This is a genomic window from Pseudescherichia sp. L3 (genome assembly GCF_024656065.1).
GTDB lineage: Bacteria > Pseudomonadota > Gammaproteobacteria > Enterobacterales > Enterobacteriaceae > Pseudescherichia.
Map to the genome: position 1 here is coordinate 55,846 of NZ_JANKYC010000003.1, position 20,547 is coordinate 76,392.

A 20,547-nucleotide genomic window follows, 5' to 3' on the forward strand; every position below is an offset into this window, starting at 1 on the left:
ACAGAGAAGAGAGCGAGTCGCTTGATTCTAAAGAGCATACTGCCCCCAGGCCAGCGCTTTACTCAATTTTACGAATTTGAAACAGTTGTGTCAGTAGCGCTCTGTGTCGCAACAGGCGGAAAATATGTGACACATTTCAAAATAAAATGTGCAACATGAGCAATTTTCATTTTTAAAGATTTAAATGTGTCACCTGAACGCATAAAATCTGCCCGTTCACGACGCAGTCAATGCGTTTTACACTTCTCTTCACAGGCCAGTCATGACTAACAGCAACAGAATTAAGCTCACATGGATCAGCTTCTTCTCCTACGCCCTTACCGGTGCGTTGGTGATCGTCACCGGTATGGTGATGGGCGATATCGCGAAGTACTTCGATCTTCCGGTATCCAGCATGAGCAACACCTTCACTTTCCTGAACGCTGGGATCCTTATCTCTATCTTCCTGAATGCCTGGCTGATGGAGATCGTCCCGCTAAAAACGCAGCTGCGTTTTGGCTTTGTGCTGATGGTGCTGGCCGTCGCCGCGCTGATGCTGACCCATAGCCTGGCAATCTTCTCTGGCGCGATGTTCGTGCTGGGGCTGGTGAGCGGTATCACTATGTCCATCGGCACCTTCCTGGTGACGCAGATGTATGAAGGTCGCCAGCGTGGCTCTCGGCTGCTGTTCACCGACTCCTTCTTCAGCATGGCCGGGATGATCTTCCCGATGGTGGCCGCTTTCCTGCTGGCCCGCAGCATCGAGTGGTATTGGGTCTACGCCTGCATTGGTCTGGTCTACGTCGCTATCTTTATTCTGACCATTGGCTGCGAGTTCCCGGCCCTGGGCAAACATGCTGCCCCAAGCGACAAGCCGGTGGTGAAAGAGAAGTGGGGCGTTGGCGTCCTGTTCCTCTCTATCGCTGCACTCTGCTACATCCTCGGCCAGCTGGGCTTTATCTCCTGGGTGCCGGAGTATGCCAAAGGTCTGGGCATGGACGTCAGCGGCCAGGGCAAGCTGGTAAGCGACTTCTGGATGTCTTACATGGTCGGTATGTGGGCGTTTAGCGTTATTCTGCGCTTCTTCGACCTGCAGCGTATTCTCACCGTGCTGGCAGGAATGGCGACCGTGCTGATGTATCTCTTCATCACCAGCAGCCCGGAGCATATGGCGTGGTTTATTCTGGCCCTTGGCTTCTTTTCCAGCGCCATCTACACCACCATCATTACCCTTGGCTCTCAGCAAACCAAAGTGGCGTCGCCGAAGCTGGTTAACTTTGTCCTCACCTGCGGCACCATTGGTACCATGCTGACCTTCGTGGTGACCGGACCTATCGTGGCCAACAGCGGCCCACAGGCGGCGCTGATGACCGCTAACGGCCTCTACGCCGTGGTATTCGTTATGTGCTTCGCGCTGGGCTTCGTGACTCGCCATCGCCAACACAACACTACCGCCTCCGCGCACTAAGCTATTCCCGCCCCTTTTCGTCCTGAAAAGGGGCTAGCTCCTCTCCTCCTCAAGGGTTCACTCCCATTAATCTTTAGTGGTAACTCTTCCTGCGCAAAAACCCTCTTTTTTGTATGTTATTTGCTCTACACCGAAAAGCCAGCTAATTCCGTGACTTAGAAAAAAGCTTTTAAATCAGCAATATACTCCTTAGGGAGTAGGTAAAGGTGAACTTGATTTGCATCAATAAACGCCACGGCTGAATCGTTAAGGTAGGCAGTAATAGAAAAGAAATCGAGGCAAAAATGAGCAAAGTCAGAATCGCTATTATCGGTAACGGCATGGTCGGCCACCGTTTTATTGAGGATCTCCTCGATAAAGCTGACGCTGCCCGCTTCGACATTACCGTATTTTGTGAAGAGCCGCGGAAAGCCTACGACCGCGTCCATCTCTCTTCCTACTTCTCTCACCACACCGCCGAAGAGCTCTCCCTGGTGCGCGAAGGCTTCTATGAGAAGCATGGCGTCAAAGTGCTGGTGGGCGAACGAGCTATCACGATCAACCGTCAGGAGAAGGTGATCCACTCCAGCGCGGGCCGCACGGTCTATTACGATAAGTTGATAATGGCCACCGGCTCCTATCCGTGGATCCCACCGATTAAAGGCTCCGAAACCCAGGATTGCTTTGTTTATCGCACTATCGAAGATTTGAACGCCATTGAAGCCTGCGCGCGCCGTAGCCGCCGGGGCGCAGTGGTGGGCGGCGGCCTGCTCGGTCTCGAAGCCGCTGGGGCGCTGAAGAACCTCGGCGTTGAGACCCACGTCATTGAGTTCGCACCGATGCTGATGGCCGAACAGCTTGACCAGATGGGCGGCGAGCAGCTGAAACGCAAAATTGAGAGCATGGGCGTGCGCGTGCACACCAGCAAAAATACCCAGGAGATCGTCCAGGAGGGCGTCGAAGGGCGCAAAACCATGCGCTTTGCCGACGGCAGCAGCCTTGAGATCGACTTCATTGTCTTCTCAACCGGTATTCGCCCACGCGACAAGCTGGCGACCCAGTGCGGGTTAGCAACAGCCCAGCGCGGTGGGATCATGGTGAATGACACCTGCCAGACCTCCGACCCGGATATCTACGCCATCGGCGAGTGCGCCAGCTGGAACAACCGCGTCTACGGCCTGGTTGCGCCGGGCTACAAAATGGCACAGGTGGCGGTGGACCATATCCTTGGCACCCCGAACGCCTTTGAAGGTGCCGACCTCAGCGCCAAGCTGAAACTGCTGGGCGTGGACGTCGGCGGCATTGGCGATGCCCATGGCTGCACGCCAAACTCCCGCAGCTACGTCTACCTGGACGAGAGCAAAGAGGTCTATAAACGCCTGATCGTCAGCCCGGATAACAAAACCCTGCTCGGTGCGGTGCTGGTAGGCGACACCAGCGACTTTGGCAATTTACAGCAGCTGGTGCTGAACGCCATCGAGCTGCCGGAAAACCCGGATGCGCTGATCCTGCCCGCCCACGCGGGCAGCGGCAAACCCTCAATTGGCGTTGATAAGCTGCCGGACAGCGCGCAGATCTGCTCCTGCTTCGATGTGACCAAAGGCATGCTGATCTCGGCCATCAACAAAGGCTGCCATACGGTAGCGGCGCTGAAGGCAGAAACCAAAGCCGGTACCGGCTGCGGCGGCTGTATTCCACTGGTAACCCAGGTGTTGAACGCCGAGCTGGCGAAACAGGGTATCGAAGTGAACCACAGCCTGTGCGAACACTTTGCCTACTCCCGCCAGGAGCTGTACCACCTGATCCGCGTGGAAGGGATCAAGACCTTCGACGAGCTGCTGGCCAAACACGGTAAGGGCTACGGGTGCGAAGTGTGTAAACCCACCGTTGGCTCCCTGCTGGCCTCCTGCTGGAACGAGTACGTTCTGAAGCCGCAGCATACGCCGCTGCAGGATACCAACGATAACTTCCTTGCCAACATCCAGAAAGATGGCACCTACTCGGTGATCCCGCGCTCTGCCGGTGGCGAAATCACTCCGGAAGGGCTGATGGAGGTAGGGCGTATCGCCCGCGAGTTTAACCTCTACACCAAAATCACCGGCTCACAGCGTATCGGCCTGTTTGGCGCGCAGAAAGATGACCTGCCGGAGATCTGGCGTCAGCTGATTGAAGCCGGGTTTGAAACCGGTCATGCCTACGCCAAAGCGCTGCGCATGGCGAAAACCTGCGTCGGTTCAACCTGGTGCCGCTACGGTGTCGGCGACAGCGTGGGCTTCGGCGTCGAGCTGGAGAACCGCTACAAAGGCATCCGTACCCCGCACAAAATGAAGTTTGGCGTCTCTGGCTGCACCCGCGAATGTGCGGAAGCGCAGGGTAAAGACGTGGGCATTATCGCCACAGAAAAAGGCTGGAACCTCTACGTCTGCGGTAACGGCGGGATGAAACCCCGCCATGCGGATCTGCTGGCGGCGGATCTCGACCGCGACACGCTGGTACGCTATCTCGACCGCTTTATGATGTTCTACATCCGCACCGCCGATAAGCTGACCCGTACCGCATCCTGGCTGGACAATCTGGAAGGCGGCATTGAGTACCTGAAGAGCGTGATTATCGACGACAAGCTTGGCCTGAACAGCCAGCTGGAAGCAGAGATGGCCCGCCTGCGCGACGCCGTTATCTGCGAGTGGACCGCTACCGTTAACGATCCGCAGGCGCAGGTGCGCTTCAAACACTTTATCAATAGCGATCGCCGCGACCCGGCGGTACAAATTGTACCGGAACGTCAGCAGCATCGCCCGGCCACGCCGTATGAGCGTATTCCGGTCACTCTGGTGGAGGAAACCGTATGAGCCAGTGGAACACCGTCTGTCAGCTCGCTGACATTGTGCCAGCAACCGGCGTCTGCGCCCTGTTGAATCACCAGCAGATCGCGATTTTTCGCCCGCGGGCCGATGAGCAGGTCTATGCCATCAGCAACATCGATCCCTTCTTTGAGGCCAGCGTGCTGTCGCGCGGCATCATTGCCGAGCACGACGGCGAACTGTGGGTTGCCAGCCCGTTGAAGAAACAGCGCTTCCGCCTGCGCGACGGCCTGTGCATGGAGGATGCGGACCACTCCGTAGCCCGCTTTGATGCCCGGGTTAAAGACGGCGAAGTACAGATTAAAGCGTAATACCCCGGCGGGGGTGCAATGCCCCCGCCTGTTAACCTTCTCTTTTTTAACTTTTTCTTTTTTAACTTTGGATAATCATCATGTTCGCAGACACTATCAACAAGTGTGCGGCCAACGCTGCGCGCATTGCACGCCTCTCTACAGATAATCCGCTGGGCTTCTGGATCAGCTCCGCAATGGCTGGCGCCTACGTGGGCCTGGCGATTATCCTCATCTTTACCCTTGGCAACCTGCTTGACCCGGCGGTACGTCCGCTGGTAATGGGCGCGACCTTCGGCATCGCGCTGACGCTGGTAATCATCGCCGGCTCCGAGCTGTTTACCGGCCACACCATGTTCCTGACCCTGGGCGTGAAAGCGGGCACCATCAGCCACGGCCAGATGTGGACAATCCTGCCGCAGACCTGGCTAGGTAATCTGGTAGGATCGGTCTTCGTTGCCCTGCTCTACTTCTGGGGCGGCGGTAGCCTGCTGTCGGTCGATACCAGCCTGGTGCACACCGTAGCGCTGGCAAAAACCAGTGCTCCTGCCAGCGTGCTGTTCTTCAAGGGTGTGCTCTGCAACTGGCTGGTGTGTCTGGCGATCTGGATGGCGATCCGTACCGAAGGCGCGGGGAAATTCCTTGCTATCTGGTGGTGCCTGCTGGCATTTATCGCCTCTGGCTATGAGCACTCGGTCGCCAACATGACTCTGTTCGCCCTCTCCTGGTTTGGTCATCACAGCGACGCCTACACCCTGTCCGGTATTGGGCATAACCTTTTGTGGGTAACCCTGGGGAATACTTTATCCGGAGCCATATTTATGGGACTGGGATATTGGTATGCTACCCCTCGCGCAGAGCGTCCTATACCTGCTAAAAACGCCGCGCAGGAAACCGTTAGCCCTTAAAGCGAGTTAGCGCTTAAAACTACAACGAGGTTACGTCGTGCACCATCTTCCTATTTTTTGCCAGTTACGCGATCGCGACTGCCTGCTCGTCGGCGGTGGCGATGTCGCAGAGCGTAAAGCCCGCTTACTTCTGGAAGCCGGTGCGCGGCTTACCGTAAATGCGCTGCACTTCGATCCGCAGTTTACCGTGTGGGCGGACGAAGGCATGGTCACTCTGGTAGAGGGCCACTTTAATGAGGCGCTGCTCGATCCCTGCTGGCTGGTGATTGCCGCTACCGACGACGATGCGGTCAATCAGCAGGTCAGCGATGCGGCGGAAGCGCGCCGCATCTTCTGTAACGTGGTTGATGCACCGAAAGAGGCAAGCTTTATCATGCCGTCAATCATCGACCGCTCGCCGCTGATGGTAGCGATCTCCTCCGGCGGCACCTCGCCGGTCCTGGCGCGCCTGTTGCGGGAAAAGCTGGAGTCGCTGCTGCCGCTGCACCTTGGCAAAATTGCTGGCTACGCTGGCACCCTGCGTGGACGGGTGAAGGCCACCTTCGCCACCATGGCCGAGCGCCGCCGCTTCTGGGAGAAGTTTTTCACCAACGACCGTCTTGCCCAGTATCTGGCCAACAGCGATCGCCTTGCCATCGACAACGAGACGGAGTCGCTGTTTAACACGCCGCTCGATAACCGGGGGGAAGTGGTGCTGGTTGGCGCAGGGCCGGGCGATGCCGGGCTGCTAACGCTGAAGGGCCTCCAGCAGATCCAGCAGGCGGACGTGGTGGTCTATGACCGCCTGGTCTCCGACGACATTATGAACCTGGTGCGCCGCGACGCCGACCGTATTTTTGTCGGTAAACGTGCGGGCTATCACTGCGTGCCGCAGGAGGAGATTAACCAGATCCTGCTGCGCCAGGCGCAGTCCGGCAAGCGTGTGGTGCGCCTGAAGGGTGGCGATCCGTTTATCTTTGGTCGCGGCGGCGAAGAGCTGGAGACGCTGTGCCACGCGGGGATCCCTTTCTCCGTGGTGCCGGGCATTACCGCTGCCTCGGGCTGCTCCGCCTACTCGGGCATTCCGCTGACCCACCGCGACTACGCCCAGAGCGTGCGGCTGATCACCGGCCACCTGAAAACCGGCGGCGAGCTGGACTGGGAAAACCTGGCCGCAGAGAAGCAGACCCTGGTGTTCTATATGGGGCTCAATCAGGCCGCAACGATCCAGCAGAAGCTGATCGAGCATGGGATGCAGGCGGATATGCCGGTCGCGCTGGTGGAAAACGGTACGGCGGTACAGCAGCGGGTCGTGAGCGGAGTATTGAGCGAGCTGGGTACGCTGGCGCAGCAGGTTGAGAGCCCGGCGCTGATTATCGTTGGCCGCGTCGTCGCCCTGCGTGACAAGCTGAACTGGTTCTCGCACCACTGATTTTTGAAAAACGCCCGGCGGCACTACGCTTGCCGGGCCTACATATTACATCCGAAAATTATGGCTTGGCCACAAAGCCAATCGCTGCGTATACCGCTTTCAGCGTCTCTGCGGCGCGGGCGCTGGCTTTCTCAGCTCCCTCTTTCATAATGCGCTGCAGGAAGGCTTCATCGTTACGGTAGCGGTGGTAGCGCTCCTGAAGCTCGGTCAGCATGCCAGAGACCGCTTCCGCCACTTCACCCTTCAGGTGGCCGTACATTTTACCTTCGAAGTGCTGCTCCAGCTCGGCAATGCTCTGTCCGGTCACGCCAGAGAGGATATCGAGCAGGTTAGAGACGCCCGCCTTCTCCTTCACATCGTAGCGCACGACCGGCGGCTCTTCGGAGTCGGTTACCGCACGTTTGATCTTCTTCACCACCGACTTCGGATCTTCCAGCAGGCCGATAACGTTGTTGCGGTTATCGTCAGACTTGGACATCTTCTTGGTCGGCTCCAGCAGGGACATTACGCGCGCGCCGGATTTCGGAATGAACGGCTCCGGTACTTTAAACACGTCACCGTAGATAGCGTTAAAACGCTGGGCGATATCGCGGCTCAGCTCAAGGTGCTGCTTCTGATCTTCACCAACCGGTACCTGGTTAGTCTGATAGAGCAAAATGTCTGCCGCCATCAGCACCGGATAGTCAAACAAGCCGGCGTTGATGTTCTCAGAGTAGCGCGCTGACTTATCCTTAAACTGGGTCATGCGGCTCAGCTCGCCGAAATAGGTGTAGCAGTTCAGCGCCCAGCCAAGCTGCGCATGCTCCGGCACGTGGGACTGCACGAAAATGGTGCTCTTCTCGGGATCGATCCCGCAGGCCAGGTAGAGCGCCAGCGTATCCAGGGTAGCCTTGCGCAGCTTCTCTGGATCCTGACGGGCGGTAATGGCGTGGAGATCCACGATGCAGTAGATGCAGTCGTAGTCATCCTGCATGGTTACCCACTGACGCAGCGCACCCATATAGTTGCCGATGGTCAGTTCACCTGAGGGCTGTGCGCCACTAAAGACGATGGGCTTAGTCATTTTTCTGTTCCTGATGTTCACTATATGGAAGCCCAAGCGCGGGCAGTAACTCTTTGAAATGGTCGAAGATATGATTCGGTTCGCTCAGCGCGATGGCTTCGCCGTAGTTGTAGCCGTAGGTGAGGCCCACGGCACAGCAGCCAGCCGCTTTCGCCGCCTGAATATCATTCCGCGAATCGCCAACAAACAGCAGCGCCTGCGGCGTCACCCCGAGCTTCTCAGCGACCAGCAGCAGCGGCTCCGGGTGCGGCTTTTTGTTTTTGACATCGTCACCGCCTATCACCAGCGTGAAATAGCGGGCAATATCCAGCGCCTCCAGCAGGGGCGCAACAAACGGCGTCGGCTTATTGGTTACCAGCGCCAGCGGATAGCCCTCTTCATGCAGGGCGGCCAGGGTGGCGGCTACGTCCGGGAAGAGAAAGCTGCCCTCTTCAACCACGTCGGCATAGTAACGATCGAAAAGCTTGCGCAGAATGCGGGCCTGCTCCTCTTCGGGAATAGCCGCGTGATCGATTGCCGGTTTGCCCGCCATTGCACGCTGGCTGGCGTGCTCCTGACGAGACCATGCCAGCGCCCGCTGCATCAGCACGTCAGCGCCGTTGCCGATCCACGTGACTACCCGAGCCTCACCGGCAGCGGGCAGCTCCAGGGCATAGAGCGCCTGGTCTACGGCGTGGGTCAGACCCGGAGCGCTATCGACCAGCGTACCGTCGAGATCGAAGGCAATAGCCTGAATTCCATCGATTTTCTTAGCCATGATGAACCTTTGCCAGTTCGCTGCGCATTTTATCGATCACGCTACGGTAGTCCGGCTGGTTAAAAATAGCCGAGCCAGCGACAAACATATCTGCGCCTGCGGCGGCAATTTCACCGATGTTATCCGCCTTCACGCCGCCATCAACCTCAAGGCGAATGTCATAGCCGGAAGCATCGATGCGACGGCGCACTTCGCGCAGCTTGTCGAGCGTATGAGGAATAAAGCTCTGGCCGCCGAAGCCCGGGTTGACGGACATCAGCAGGATCACATCGAGTTTGTCCATGACGTAGTCAAGCCAGCTCAGAGAGGTTGCCGGGTTGAACACCAGCCCCGCTTTACAGCCGTGCTCTTTGATCAGCTGCAGCGAGCGGTCGACGTGTTCGCTGGCTTCGGGATGGAAAGTAATAATGCTCGCCCCTGCGGCAGCGAAATCCGGGATCAAACGATCTACCGGCTTCACCATCAGGTGGACGTCAATGGGGGCGGTGATGCCATAGTCGCGCAGGGCTTTCAATACCATCGGCCCCATCGTCAGATTGGGGACGTAGTGGTTATCCATGACGTCAAAATGCACCACGTCGCCACCGGCCGCCAGCGCGTTAGCGGTGTCCTCACCCAGGCGGGCAAAGTCAGCCGACAGAATTGAAGGGGCAATCAAATACTGTTTCATCCGCATCTCCTTGAGAACTATTTTTTGTCTGCCGGGCGATAGAGCGCCAGCAGTTCGTCCACCTTTTTGCGTGTGCCACCGTTGCTGCTGATACTGCGGCGCACTTTAACCTGAAAATGCGTCGCGGCTTTGTACCACTCACGGGTGTCCGGCGTATCGTGATTCGAAATTAACACTGGGATTTGCTTACTGACCAGTAATTCCGCCATCTCTGCCAGACGCGCCTGCTCTAGCGGACTAAAGCTGTTGGTATGATAGGCGGTAAAGTTCGCCGTCGCAGAGAGAGGTGCATAGGGCGGATCGCAGTAGACCACGGAATTAACGTCGGCGAGTTCCATGCACGCCTCATACGAGAGGCAGCGAAACTCTGCGTTCTGGGCCTTTTCAGCAAAGTGGTACAGCTCGGCTTCCGGGAAGTAGGGTTTTTTATACCGGCCAAAGGGCACGTTAAACTCGCCGCGCAGATTATAGCGGCACAGACCGTTATAGCCGTGACGGTTTAGATATAAAAACAGCACCGCGCGCCGCAGCGGATCCCGGCACTGGTTGAACTCGGTACGCAGCCGGTAGTAGACCTCAGCCTGGTTATGCTGCGGCGTAAACAGCTCGCGGGCGTTGAGGACATACTCATCGGTGCGGGTTTTAACGATGTTGTAGAGACCGATCAGATCGCTGTTGATATCCGCAAGGATATAGCGAGAAAAGTCGGTATTCAGAAATACCGACCCGGCCCCGACGAAGGGTTCTATAAGACACTCACCGGGTGGTAAATGCTTTTTAATGTCGTCGAGCAGGGGGTATTTCCCCCCTGCCCATTTCAGAAAAGCGCGATTTTTTTTCATGCTGACTAACTAATGACACCCTTTGCAGCTGGGGCGTGAGCCCGACAGCATTTGCGCTTTACTCATTACTTGAGATCGGCCTGCACCTGATGCAGCGGCTTCGCCCACGGGTTTTTCGCCTGCACGTCGGCTGGCAGCGTAGAGACGGCGCGTTTAGCATCATCTTTCGACGCATAGACACCGCTTACCAATACGTACCACGGCTGACCGTTACGCGAAGTCTGATAAACCACGAAGTTTTTCAGGTTCTCTTTCTTCGCCCACGCGTTCAGGTTGTTGTAGTTCGACGAGCTGCTCAGCTGCAGCGTGTAGTGGCTGCCCGGCGCTGACTTCAGGAAACCCACGTTGCCAGTAGAGGCATTAGCCGTGGCCGCAGGCGCTGCTGCTGCCGGTGCGGCGGCCGCTGGCGCAGGGGTCGTGGCAGGCTTCGCCGACTGGGTCGGTGCCGTTGCCGTGACCGCTGCAGACGGTTTCGCCGCAGGGGCTGCGCTGGCCGTTGCTTTTGGCTGGGCCGTGCTGGTCGTCGCTGGCGCGGTCGTGGCCGCCGTCTCGGTGCGCTTCGGCTGGGCTGCTGCTTTCGGCGCGCTTTGGGTTGGCTTCGGCTCGATTACCGCCTGCTGGCGCTCGGTGCGCGGCGCGGCGCGGTGCTCGGTTGCGGAGGCCTGACGCTCAGACGCGGCGGTCTGGCGCGACTCTGCTGCTTTCGCGTTATGCACTGGCGCTACGGTAGCGGGCTCGGTTGGCAGAGTGGAGTTCACCGCCACGCTGTCTACCTGGTTTTGGTTCTGCGGCTGCGCCAAGGCGTTGTTCAGATCGCCCTGCACTTCAACGCGCTGCTGGCCTTCCGGCGCGGCAGGTGTCTGCCCCTGGGTTGGCGTAGAGGCGATCGGCGGCAGAGAGACATCCTGCGGATTACCCGCCGTTTGCTCAGCCGAAGTCGCGCCCGGCGCAGGCTGCGTGCCGTTGGCCTGGTCGGCGGCGTTATCTGACAGGTTGACGCTCTTCTCCGAGGATGCCTGTTCACTGCCGGACTTATCGGCAGGTGACTTCAGCGCGGATCCGATGCCGACGATCAGCAGGAGTAGAACCAGGATCCCCAGCCCCATCATCAGGTACTGGCGGGAGGCAGGTTTAGCGGCAGGGGCTTTTTTACGCTTGCGAGGGCGACGCTCTACGCGCTCCTCATCCACGGCGCTCTCCTCCAGCTCCTCTTCCTCATAGCTTTCATCACTCTCTTCACGTGCTTTACGCGTCCGTGAAGGGCGACGATCGTCAGCGTCCAGATCGACATCATCGAAGTTGATCTGCGGATCGCTGTCGCGTTCAGAAGACTGGCGCGTACGACCAGGACGACGATCGCTGGGATCGGTTTTCAGCTCGTCTTCTGGTTTGAATTCATCCATTTAACACCCCACTCAAAGGCTAATGCCTACCACTAGTGCGCATTGCCCGAAGTTAAACACCACGACTGGCGTGGCCAGACCTTTCTCGTTTTCACGCCTGCTGGCAATCAGCAATGGCGCCAAGAACAACATCATGTGGCACTCCGCCACGGACTTCACTCTTCCCTATCGCCAGCGGCAGGACTAAACGCATCTCGCCCGCCAGCACCTTTTTGTCACGCAGCATGTGAGGAATATACGCCTCTGCGGACATCTCCCGCGGACCGTTGACCGGCAGGCCAGCGCGCGTGAGTAAGGTAATGATTCGCTGCGTATCGTCCCGGCTAAACTGCCCGAGGCGTTCGGCCGCGCGTGCTGCCATGACCATTCCCGCCGCCACCGCTTCACCGTGCAGCCAGTTACCGTAGCCCATTTCGGCTTCGATAGCGTGACCAAACGTGTGGCCCAGGTTGAGTAAAGCACGTAAGCCGGTCTCGCGCTCGTCCGCGGCGACAACTTCGGCTTTTAGTTCACAACAGCGGCGAATGCAGTAGGCCATGGTGGGACCGTCGAGGCGCAGAAGCGCATCGAGATTCTCTTCCAGCCAGCTAAAGAATGCGGCGTCAAGAATGATGCCGTACTTGATGACTTCAGCCAGGCCAGAGGAGAGTTCGCGCGCGGGAAGCGTCGCCAGGCAGTCGAGATCGACGACCACAGAGGCGGGCTGGTAGAACGCGCCGATCATATTTTTGCCGAGAGGGTGATTCACCGCTGTCTTGCCGCCAACGGACGAATCGACCTGAGAAAGGAGCGTGGTGGGCACCTGAATAAAGCGCACGCCACGTTGATAGCTCGCAGCCGCAAAGCCGGTAAGATCGCCTACCACGCCGCCGCCAAGTGCCACCAGCGTCGTATCGCGCCCATGAGGTTTTTGCAACAGGGCGGTGAAAACCGTATCCAGTACCGCCAGGCTTTTGTACTGCTCACCGTCCGGCAGCACGACGCTGTCAACCCGCACACCCGCCTGTTCAAGAACATGGCGGATTTTTTCAAGATAGAGCGGAGCCAGCGTCTCGTTAGTGACCAGCATGACCTGGTCGCCTGACTTCAACGGCAAAAAGGAAGCTGGATCGTTAAACAAACCAGCCGCGATGGTGATTGGGTAACTACGTTCCCCAAGAGTGACGGTGATCCTCTCCATGACGCGACATCCACCTTAATTGCGTAAACCTGCAGGCGTTATAGTAAGCCAGAATCAGTTGCTTTCCAGCATATGAATAATCTGGTTTGCAACCACTTTTGCGCTCTGATCGTCGGTGCGGATGGTGACGTCGGCAATCTCTTCATAGAGAGGATTCCGTTCGTCGGCCAGCGCTTCGAGAACTTCTCGCGGCGGCGTCTCCACCTGTAACAGTGGACGCTTTTTATCGCGTTGAGTACGAGCCAGCTGCTTTTCGATAGTGGTTTCCAGATACACCACTACGCCACGGGCGGAGAGACGATTACGGGTTTCGCGGGATTTCACAGAGCCGCCGCCTGTCGCCAGCACAATGCCCTGCTTCTCGGTCAGTTCGTTAATGACCTTTTCTTCGCGATCGCGGAAACCTTCTTCACCTTCTACATCGAAGACCCAGCCCACATCAGCTCCGGTTCGTTTCTCAATCTCTTGATCAGAATCGTAAAATTCCATATTGAGTTGTTGAGCTAACTGACGCCCAATAGTGCTTTTGCCGGCACCCATAGGCCCAACCAGAAAGATATTGCGTTTCTCTGCCATTTTTTCGGTACTACTATAAGACTATTCGTTAATGGTAAACCCACTTCGCAGACACCTGGCGGAGCAGGACATGAACTGAAACCTCATATGCGTAAGTTCGAGAATCAGACTGAAAATTATCTCAATACTCGCGCTGTTTTGGCAACTGAATAAATCACCAACCTTGCGAAGAGGCCAATTGAGGTAAGACGGGAGTAGCTGACGCTCAAAATCGGTACTCCTTGTAAGCTAATTCATGTCTCACGTCAAACACCTGAGTTCAGTTCATGGCAAAAATCATCATATTTGAGCTGCGCCCTTCCCGCCTTAATGCAGCGGCATAAGGCGTGGCGTGATGAAAACCACCAGCTCGCGCCGCTTGTTATCGTTACCCTCATGGCGAAAAAGACGTCCCAGCCAGGGCACGCTGCCCAGCCCAGGCACGCTCTCGCTGCCGGATTTCTTCTGTTGCTGAAAGATGCCGCCCAACGCCAGCGTATCACCGCTGCCGACTTCGACCTGAGTTTCGATCTCCTGCTTATCGATAGCTAACACTTCGCCATCCGCCTGCTGAAGCACCTGGCCGGGCATATTCTGGCTGATATGCAGCTTCAGACGCACCCTACCGTCCTGTAGCACCGTTGGCGTTACCTCCATTCCCAGCACCGCCTCCTTGAACTCGACCGAGGTCGCGCCGCTTTCGCCGCTGGAGACCTGATAGGGAATTTCGCTCCCCTGCTTGATGCTGGCTGGCTGCTGATGAGAGGCGAGCAGACGCGGGCTGGCGATGATTTCCAGCTGCTGCGCCTGCTCAAGGGCCGACAGCTCGGCGTCCAGCATGCGGCCATTGATGCGTCCGATATTAAAGCCCACGCGCGTCGTGGCCTCGCTCACCGAGAGATCGCTACTGAGCGTGGTGACATCGCCAATTTTCCCTGCCGCCTGCGCTTCGGCTAGCGTCCACTTCACCCCGAGCTCACGCAGGCTCTTTTCATTAATCGTTACGATATGCGCCGACAGCTCTACCTGGGCGACCGGCAGATCCATCTCTGCGATCCAGCGCGCTATGACCTGCAGCGAAGCCGCGTTGTCCCGCAGCAGCAGGCGGTTCATGCGTTTGTCGGCCATCATCGTGCCCTGCGGGCTGAGCAGCTTTCCACCCGCCCTGGCCAGCTCTTCCGCCTCGGCATAGCGTAGCGTAACGCTCTTCTCCACCAGCGGCAGAGCGCTTTGCTGCTTCGCCCTGTCGGCCTTACGTTTCTCCTGCTGCTGCTCTCCCCACGCCTGGGTATGCACCTGGAGAACGCTGTTCTCTTTCTGCACGATCAGCTCCGCGCTGGAGAGCACCGTCTGCAAAGCCTGCTGCCACGGAACGTTTACCAAATGCAGAGAGAGGGTGCCGCTGACCTCTGGCGCAACGACAAGGTTGTAGCGACCCAGCTCTGCCAGGGTCTGCAGCACCTGCACCACCGGAACATCATCGACGGCCAGCGTCACCGGTAGCGGGCTTTTTGCCCATGCTGGCAGCATGCTGAGAAGCAGCCCGGCTGCCGCTATCCATTTTTTCATCCTTAGCTCCTTGTCGCTGCCACTGCCACTGCGCTGGTTCGCAACCTGCAGCGGTGGCAATGTGCAACGTCTGCTCCGTAACCGAGACGACCTGCCAGCCGGGTGGCAGACGCCCTCCCGGCGCCGCTCTGATCCACCGTCCTTCGGCGTTACGCAGCACGCCCCGGCGATGACCGTTAACGTCAATAAAACCCTGGTAGCGCCACTGGGCCAGCATCGCCGTCTGACAGCGGTCCGGCAGCGGCTGAAAAGGATCGCGCATGCCGAGCAGCAGCGGCAGGGCCAGTAGCCATACCCGGCGTGTGTCAGGAGCCATCGCTGCTCTCCAGCTCAAGGCGCAGATGCAGCACGCCCTCTTTTAACGCCAATGAAAAGGCGGTGGCCTGCATACGCTGTTTGGCGAGGCGGGCAAAGGTCTCGGGCACATCCTGCCACCCGGTTTGCAGCACCAGCTCACCGCCGCGGGCGTTCGGATGCCAGCTCAGCAGCCGGGCGCTGCCGGTCTGGAAAGCCAGCGCGGAAAAAGCGCGCTCGGGTAGGATCGCAGAGGTCGCCAGCTCCTCTGCCTGGCGCAGCGGCATCACGCCTGCCCACAGCTGGCTGCGGCTCTGCTGCTGGGCACGGATCTCGGCCAGCCGCTGCGTCTGCTCGTGTATGCATGGCCGCACCGCCAGGAGCCAGGCCAGCGCGGCGCAGCCTAAGGCGATTGTCAGCCAGATGGCGCTTCGGCTATGGGCAGAGAGCGAGAGCCAACGCTCAGGGTTGAGGTGCATGAGGCGCGTCCGGAAGCAGAGCGTAATTAAACTGCCAGCGCCCCTGGGTATCCCGCGAGGCAGCCCCGGGCTTACTCATTCGTAGCCCAGGAAACGCATTGAGTACCGTTTCCAGCTCACCTAGCGCCGCGAAGCTCACCGCATAGCCTGCCAGCGACAGCGTCCCCTGCTGAAAGCGCAGCTCACTCAGCCACGCCTGCGCTGGCAGCGCGTCAGCAAGACGGGTTAACGTCCGCTGCCACTCCCGCGTGGCCTGTAACCGCTGATGACGCTGCTGCCGAGCCTGCCGCTCTGCCTGCTGGGCAAGCAGGCGCGTCTGGCGCTGGGCCAGCCCTGCCTGCAACGTTACGCCCGCCTGCTGCACCCATGTTAGCCGCTGGTTCTCCTGCAACGCGTACATTCGCAGCACCGTGGCCAGCAGCACAATTAGCAGCAGGCTAGCAGAGAAGATCGTTATCCAGACGCGCAGGCAGCGGCGCTGCTGTCGGGCACGCCAGGGAAGAAAGTTGACCGCCTGCGCCACTATTCACCTCCCAGCGCCAGGCCAATGGCGACCGCCCAGGCCGTGCCGTTTTCCGGCAGCGGTGGGCACAGCCGCGCAATGGCGCTCCAGGGGTCGAAGCTGCCCGGTTCGACATTGCAAAGTGAGCCCTCCGCCAGCGGCAGGCCCAGCACCTGGGCCAGCTCATCAACGGTATTGGCCTCCTCATGTGCGCGCCGTCCCCAGTCGCTGCGCGTTGCCCAAAGCCACTGGCAGGCGTCACGCCAGGCCAGCCAACGCAGCGGCGGCACAAGCAGCGGAATAAAGCGCTGGAGGGCACAGGCGTCAGGGGTGATGGCCGAGAGATGCAGGTTAAGGTTATCCGCCAGCGTCATCAACGCGGCAACGTCACTGGTCTGCGCCGCCGTCACGCTGTAAGCGCGCTGTACGCTGTCATCGGTGTAGTCGATGCGCAGGTCGTCGGCAGGTATGCCCAGCTCGCGGGCGAGGCTGTTGGTCACCCACTGTAGCTGGGCGCTTTCGCCTAGCCGTACGGCGGGCCGGGGCAGCCGCTTTTGCAGCGTGCGGCCGGCTGGAAAAGCGATGCTAATCTGGTGCCTGCGCGGCAGGGTTTTACTCCATGCCTGCAACGCCATATAGAGACGTTCAGGCTGCCTAATCTGCCCGTCAATAATCGTCCCTGCTTCCAGCGGCAGCTGCCACCAACGGCGCAGCACAAAGCGGGATTTTTCCTGCGTTAGCGCGATGGCATAGACGCCATCCTGCTGAATATGAAGGCCTATTCGCCAGCGACCGAGTGCCATAAATCGCGATCTCCTTATCGTTCGTCGGGGTGACGGCTATATCAATGCATCAGGCTTGCCTTTATACTACGCCGCGATTGTTTATAAACTGCCCAAAGAAAACTAAATGGGAAATCTCCGGTGAAGTTCGTAAAGTATCTATTTATCCTTGCAGTCTGTTGCATTCTGCTGGGAGCAGGCTCGGTTTATGGCCTCTACAAATTTATTGAGCCACAGCTGCCTGACGTCGCCACGCTGAAAGACGTGCGGCTGCAAATTCCGATGCAGGTTTATACCGCCGACGGCGAGTTGATTGCGCAGTACGGCGAAAAGCGCCGCATTCCGCTGACCCTGGATCAGATCCCACCTGTTATGGTCAAAGCCTTTATTGCCACTGAAGACAGCCGTTTTTATGAGCATCACGGCGTCGATCCGGTGGGGATTTTCCGTGCTGCCAGCGTCGCGCTCTTCTCCGGCCACGCCTCTCAGGGGGCGAGTACCATTACGCAGCAGCTGGCGCGTAACTTCTTTCTCAGTCCGGAAAAGACCCTGATACGTAAGCTGAAAGAGGTCTTCCTGGCGATCCGCATTGAGCAGATGATGAGCAAGGATGAGATCCTTGAGCTTTACCTGAACAAGATCTACCTCGGCTACCGCGCCTACGGCGTGGGCGCGGCGGCGCAGGTCTATTTTGGTAAGTCTGTGGACCAGCTTACCCTGAGCGAGATCGCGGTGATTGCGGGGCTGCCAAAAGCACCCTCAACCTTCAACCCGCTCTACTCTCTCGACCGTGCGACCTCGCGGCGTAACGTGGTGCTGGCGCGTATGATGAGCGAAGGCTATATCAACCAGTCGCAGTACGACAGCGCCCGCAGTGAAGCCATTGATGCCAACTATCACGCCCCGGAGATCGCCTTCTCCTCCCCTTATCTCTCGGAGATGGTGCGCCAGGATATGGTGTCGCGCTACGGCGAGAAGGCCTATGAGGATGGCTACCGGGTCTACACCACCATCACGCGGAAAACACAGGAAGCGGCCCAGAAGGCGGTACGCGACAACGTGATGGATTACGACATGCGTCACGGCTATCGCGGACCGGCGAACGTGCTGTGGAAACTGGGCGAGAGCCCGTGGGATAGCAAAAAAATCACTGACTCTCTGCGCGCGCTGCCGACCTATGGACCGCTGCTCCCTGCCGTAGTGATGCAGGCCAATGCCCAGGAAGCAACGGCGATGCTGGCCGACGGCACGTCAGTGTCGCTGCGCATGGACGGCGTACGCTGGGCACGCCCTTTCCGCTCGGATACCGCTCAGGGCGCAACGCCGCGCCGGGTGACCGATGCAGTACAGGCCGGACAGCAGATTTGGGTTCGCCAGGTGAACGACGCCTGGTGGCTGGCGCAGGTGCCGGACGTGAACTCGGCCCTGGTCTCCATCAACCCGCAGAACGGAGCGGTGATAGCCCTGGTCGGCGGCTTCGATTTCAACCAGAGCAAATTTAATCGCGCCACTCAGGCGCTGCGCCAGGTCGGCTCGAACATCAAGCCGTTCCTCTACACCGCGGCGATGGACAAAGGGCTCACGCTGGCGAGCATTCTTAACGACGTGCCGATCTCACGCTGGGATGCCGGTGCAGGCTCCGACTGGCGACCGAAAAACTCGCCGCCAGAGTATGCCGGTCCTATTCGCCTGCGCCAGGGGTTAGGCCAGTCGAAAAACGTGGTGATGGTACGGGCCATGCGGGCGATGGGCGTCGATTACGCTGCGGAGTACCTGCAACGCTTCGGTTTCCCGGCCCAGAACATTGTTCACACCGAGTCGCTGGCGCTCGGCTCCGCCTCCTTCACCCCACTGCAGGTGGCGCGCGGCTATGCAGTCATGACGAACGGTGGCTTCCTGATCGACCCGTGGTTTATCAGCAAGATCGAAAATGACCAGGGCAAGGTACTGTTTGAAGCCCAGCCGAAGGTCGCCTGTGCGGAGTGTGATATTCCGGTGATCTACGGCGAGACGCAGAAGTCCAACGTGCTGGAGAACAGCAACGTTGAGGACGTATCCGTGTCGCAAGAGCAGCAGAACCTCACCGTGCCTATGCCGCAGCTTGAACAGGCCAACCAGGCGCTGGTGGCGCAGACCGGTGCGCCGCAGTACGCGCCGCATGTAATCAACACCCCGCTGTCGTTCCTGATTAAGAGCGCGCTGAACAGCAACATCTTTGGCGAACCGGGCTGGCAGGGCACCGGCTGGCGTGCCGGACGCGATCTCAAGCGTAACGATATTGGCGGCAAAACCGGCACCACCAACAGTTCGAAAGATGCCTGGTTCTCCGGCTACGGTCCTGGCGTCGTGACCTCGGTATGGATTGGCTTTGACGATCACCGTCGCGATCTGGGCCGGACTACCGCCTCCGGCGCGATTAAGGATCAGATCTCAGGCTATGAAGGCGGGGCGAAGAGTGCCCAGCCAGCATGGGATGCCTTTATGAAAAGCGTGCTGGACGGCGTGCCGGAAGCACCGCTAACGCCGCCGCCGGGTATTGTGACGGTGAACATCGATCGCAGCACCGGGCAGTTAGCGAACGGTGGCAACAGCCGTCAGGAGTACTTCATTGAAGGTACGCAGCCAACCCAGCAGGCGGTGCATGAGGTGGGGACAACCCTTATCGATAACGGCGAGACGCACGAGCTCTTTTAGGTGACCAATACGCCCGGCGGGGCTATTCCCGCCGGGCGTGAGTTACGCTACAGCCGTCCCTGCCCTTTCAGCCATTCGCGCACTAAAAACAGCGCGCTCACGTTGCGGGCCTCGTTGAAATCGGGGTCTTCCAGCAGATCCATCAGATGTGCCAGCGGCCAGCGCACCTGCGGCAGCGGCTCTGGCTCATCCCCTTCCAGCGACTCCGGATAGAGATCTTCCGCAACCACAATGTTCATCTTGCTGGAAAAGTAGGAGGGCGCCATGCTGAGCTTTTTCAGGAAGGTCAGCTGGTTAGCACCAAAGCCGATCTCCTCTTTTAGCTCACGGTTCGCTGCCTCATAGACGCTCTCGCCAGCGTCAATAAGCCCTTTCGGGAACCCTAGCTCGTAGGATTCAATGCCGACGGCATATTCACGGATCAGCATCACGTGCTCATCGACAATGGCGACAATCATAACGGCTTCACGGGTCGAGGGGCGCATACGCTCATACACGCGGCGAACGCCGTTACTAAATTCCAGGTCCACGCTTTCGACGTTAAACAGGCGAGATTTAGCGACCGTTTCAACGTTAAGAATGGTGGGTTTTTGCAATGATTTGCTCATTCTGATGGGTCTTTAGAGTGAAAACTTTCATCATTGTGCGGCAAACCGCACGGTTTCGGCAACGGCAATTGCCTTTTATTTACATTTGTGCAACTTAGAGGTAGGGCATTAATCATTTAGCCAGGAAAGTCAAGAGATTGAAATAAAACTAAGAATTTGCTGATATGGTCTACGACACGGCTTTGTTACCATCGCGCGCTGCTACTATTCGCTTCGCCAACAAGGTGCACCGACTACACCTCTGTAAGAAAAG

19 protein-coding genes are annotated in these 20,547 nt (G+C 58.4%); 6 read left to right on the top strand and 13 right to left on the bottom strand.

Annotated elements, in window-relative coordinates:
* The first annotated feature begins 262 nt into the window (after positions 1-262).
* From tsgA to cysG, 5 genes are all read left to right on the top strand, one after another.
* Positions 263-1,447 carry an MFS transporter TsgA gene (gene tsgA, locus NR795_RS15625; protein WP_222889373.1) on the top strand — a complete coding sequence of 395 codons (1,185 nt, stop codon included), beginning with the start codon at positions 263-265 and terminating at the stop codon, positions 1,445-1,447.
* Between the two features lie 284 nt (positions 1,448-1,731).
* A complete protein-coding gene (gene nirB / locus NR795_RS15630) occupies positions 1,732-4,275 on the top strand; it encodes a nitrite reductase large subunit NirB (RefSeq protein ID WP_257758687.1) in 2,544 nt (847 codons plus the stop codon).
* Complete coding sequence (nirD, locus tag NR795_RS15635) at positions 4,272-4,598, top strand: nitrite reductase small subunit NirD (protein ID WP_257758688.1); 327 nt, start codon at positions 4,272-4,274, stop codon at positions 4,596-4,598. The genes nirB and nirD overlap by 4 nt, the downstream gene beginning before the upstream one ends.
* Before the next feature lie 80 nt (positions 4,599-4,678).
* On the top strand, positions 4,679-5,485 hold the full coding sequence (gene nirC, locus NR795_RS15640; RefSeq protein ID WP_144818055.1) for a nitrite transporter NirC: 807 nt from the start codon (positions 4,679-4,681) through the stop codon (positions 5,483-5,485).
* A 37-nt stretch (positions 5,486-5,522) separates the two neighbouring features.
* The gene (cysG, locus tag NR795_RS15645) at positions 5,523-6,896 is read left to right on the top strand and encodes a siroheme synthase CysG (RefSeq protein WP_144818054.1); all 1,374 of its coding nucleotides are present in this window, start codon (positions 5,523-5,525) and stop codon (positions 6,894-6,896) included.
* 58 nt (positions 6,897-6,954) lie between these two features.
* On the opposite strand, the gene trpS is transcribed toward cysG, so the two are convergent.
* The 12 genes from trpS to pilM all read right to left on the bottom strand — a co-directional run bounded on the left by trpS (position 6,955) and on the right by pilM (position 17,013).
* Positions 6,955-7,959 carry a tryptophan--tRNA ligase gene (gene trpS, locus NR795_RS15650; RefSeq protein WP_144818053.1) on the bottom strand — a complete coding sequence of 335 codons (1,005 nt, stop codon included), beginning with the start codon at positions 7,957-7,959 and terminating at the stop codon, positions 6,955-6,957.
* Positions 7,952-8,716 (bottom strand): phosphoglycolate phosphatase, encoded by a 765-nt coding sequence (gene gph, locus NR795_RS15655; protein WP_257758689.1) that lies wholly within the window; start codon positions 8,714-8,716, stop codon positions 7,952-7,954. Before gph ends, trpS begins: the two co-directional genes overlap by 8 nt.
* Positions 8,709-9,386 carry a ribulose-phosphate 3-epimerase gene (gene rpe, locus NR795_RS15660; RefSeq protein WP_042393104.1) on the bottom strand — a complete coding sequence of 226 codons (678 nt, stop codon included), beginning with the start codon at positions 9,384-9,386 and terminating at the stop codon, positions 8,709-8,711. The genes gph and rpe overlap by 8 nt, the downstream gene beginning before the upstream one ends.
* Before the next feature lie 17 nt (positions 9,387-9,403).
* Complete coding sequence (dam, locus tag NR795_RS15665; RefSeq protein WP_144818051.1) at positions 9,404-10,228, bottom strand: adenine-specific DNA-methyltransferase; 825 nt, start codon at positions 10,226-10,228, stop codon at positions 9,404-9,406.
* Between the two features lie 65 nt (positions 10,229-10,293).
* Positions 10,294-11,631 (bottom strand): cell division protein DamX, encoded by a 1,338-nt coding sequence (gene damX, locus NR795_RS15670; protein WP_257758690.1) that lies wholly within the window; start codon positions 11,629-11,631, stop codon positions 10,294-10,296.
* 91 nt (positions 11,632-11,722) lie between these two features.
* Positions 11,723-12,811, bottom strand: coding sequence for a 3-dehydroquinate synthase (gene aroB / locus NR795_RS15675; RefSeq protein ID WP_144818049.1), 1,089 nt, complete (start codon positions 12,809-12,811; stop codon positions 11,723-11,725).
* A gap of 54 nt (positions 12,812-12,865) precedes the next feature.
* Entirely contained in the window at positions 12,866-13,387 is a 522-nt protein-coding gene (gene aroK / locus NR795_RS15680) for a shikimate kinase AroK (protein ID WP_003861630.1), read from the bottom strand.
* 306 nt (positions 13,388-13,693) lie between these two features.
* Entirely contained in the window at positions 13,694-14,935 is a 1,242-nt protein-coding gene (hofQ, locus tag NR795_RS15685) for a DNA uptake porin HofQ (protein WP_257758691.1), read from the bottom strand.
* A complete protein-coding gene (locus NR795_RS15690) occupies positions 14,844-15,251 on the bottom strand; it encodes a DUF2531 family protein (protein WP_257758692.1) in 408 nt (135 codons plus the stop codon). The genes hofQ and NR795_RS15690 overlap by 92 nt, the downstream gene beginning before the upstream one ends.
* Entirely contained in the window at positions 15,241-15,708 is a 468-nt protein-coding gene (locus NR795_RS15695; RefSeq protein WP_144818046.1) for a hypothetical protein, read from the bottom strand. Before NR795_RS15695 ends, NR795_RS15690 begins: the two co-directional genes overlap by 11 nt.
* Positions 15,692-16,231, bottom strand: coding sequence for a PilN domain-containing protein (locus tag NR795_RS15700; RefSeq protein WP_257758693.1), 540 nt, complete (start codon positions 16,229-16,231; stop codon positions 15,692-15,694). The genes NR795_RS15695 and NR795_RS15700 overlap by 17 nt, the downstream gene beginning before the upstream one ends.
* Entirely contained in the window at positions 16,231-17,013 is a 783-nt protein-coding gene (gene pilM / locus NR795_RS15705; RefSeq protein WP_144818044.1) for a pilus assembly protein PilM, read from the bottom strand. Before pilM ends, NR795_RS15700 begins: the two co-directional genes overlap by 1 nt.
* 120 nt (positions 17,014-17,133) lie before the next feature.
* On the opposite strand from pilM, the gene mrcA reads away from it, so the two are divergent.
* Positions 17,134-19,686 carry a peptidoglycan glycosyltransferase/peptidoglycan DD-transpeptidase MrcA gene (mrcA, locus tag NR795_RS15710; RefSeq protein WP_257758694.1) on the top strand — a complete coding sequence of 851 codons (2,553 nt, stop codon included), beginning with the start codon at positions 17,134-17,136 and terminating at the stop codon, positions 19,684-19,686.
* Positions 19,687-19,733: 47 nt separating this feature from the next.
* Here mrcA and nudE read toward each other — a convergent pair whose 3' ends face one another.
* Entirely contained in the window at positions 19,734-20,294 is a 561-nt protein-coding gene (nudE, locus tag NR795_RS15715) for an ADP compounds hydrolase NudE (RefSeq protein WP_042393123.1), read from the bottom strand.
* Positions 20,295-20,547 lie beyond the last annotated feature (253 nt).

What these genes read in the sequence shown, in the direction of transcription:
- aroK (WP_003861630.1), bottom strand. Translation starts at nt 13,387, where the DNA reads ATGGCAGAGAAACGCAATATCTTTCTGGTTGGGCCTATGGGTGCCGGC.
- nudE (WP_042393123.1), bottom strand. Translation starts at nt 20,294, where the DNA reads ATGAGCAAATCATTGCAAAAACCCACCATTCTTAACGTTGAAACGGTC.
- hofQ (WP_257758691.1), bottom strand. Translation starts at nt 14,935, where the DNA reads ATGAAAAAATGGATAGCGGCAGCCGGGCTGCTTCTCAGCATGCTGCCA.
- gph (WP_257758689.1), bottom strand. Translation starts at nt 8,716, where the DNA reads ATGGCTAAGAAAATCGATGGAATTCAGGCTATTGCCTTCGATCTCGAC.
- aroB (WP_144818049.1), bottom strand. Translation starts at nt 12,811, where the DNA reads ATGGAGAGGATCACCGTCACTCTTGGGGAACGTAGTTACCCAATCACC.
- damX (WP_257758690.1), bottom strand. Translation starts at nt 11,631, where the DNA reads ATGGATGAATTCAAACCAGAAGACGAGCTGAAAACCGATCCCAGCGAT.
- tsgA (WP_222889373.1), top strand. Translation starts at nt 263, where the DNA reads ATGACTAACAGCAACAGAATTAAGCTCACATGGATCAGCTTCTTCTCC.
- nirC (WP_144818055.1), top strand. Translation starts at nt 4,679, where the DNA reads ATGTTCGCAGACACTATCAACAAGTGTGCGGCCAACGCTGCGCGCATT.
- rpe (WP_042393104.1), bottom strand. Translation starts at nt 9,386, where the DNA reads ATGAAACAGTATTTGATTGCCCCTTCAATTCTGTCGGCTGACTTTGCC.
- pilM (WP_144818044.1), bottom strand. Translation starts at nt 17,013, where the DNA reads ATGGCACTCGGTCGCTGGCGAATAGGCCTTCATATTCAGCAGGATGGC.
- nirD (WP_257758688.1), top strand. Translation starts at nt 4,272, where the DNA reads ATGAGCCAGTGGAACACCGTCTGTCAGCTCGCTGACATTGTGCCAGCA.
- trpS (WP_144818053.1), bottom strand. Translation starts at nt 7,959, where the DNA reads ATGACTAAGCCCATCGTCTTTAGTGGCGCACAGCCCTCAGGTGAACTG.
- nirB (WP_257758687.1), top strand. Translation starts at nt 1,732, where the DNA reads ATGAGCAAAGTCAGAATCGCTATTATCGGTAACGGCATGGTCGGCCAC.
- NR795_RS15690 (WP_257758692.1), bottom strand. Translation starts at nt 15,251, where the DNA reads ATGGCTCCTGACACACGCCGGGTATGGCTACTGGCCCTGCCGCTGCTG.
- dam (WP_144818051.1), bottom strand. Translation starts at nt 10,228, where the DNA reads ATGAAAAAAAATCGCGCTTTTCTGAAATGGGCAGGGGGGAAATACCCC.
- NR795_RS15695 (WP_144818046.1), bottom strand. Translation starts at nt 15,708, where the DNA reads ATGCACCTCAACCCTGAGCGTTGGCTCTCGCTCTCTGCCCATAGCCGA.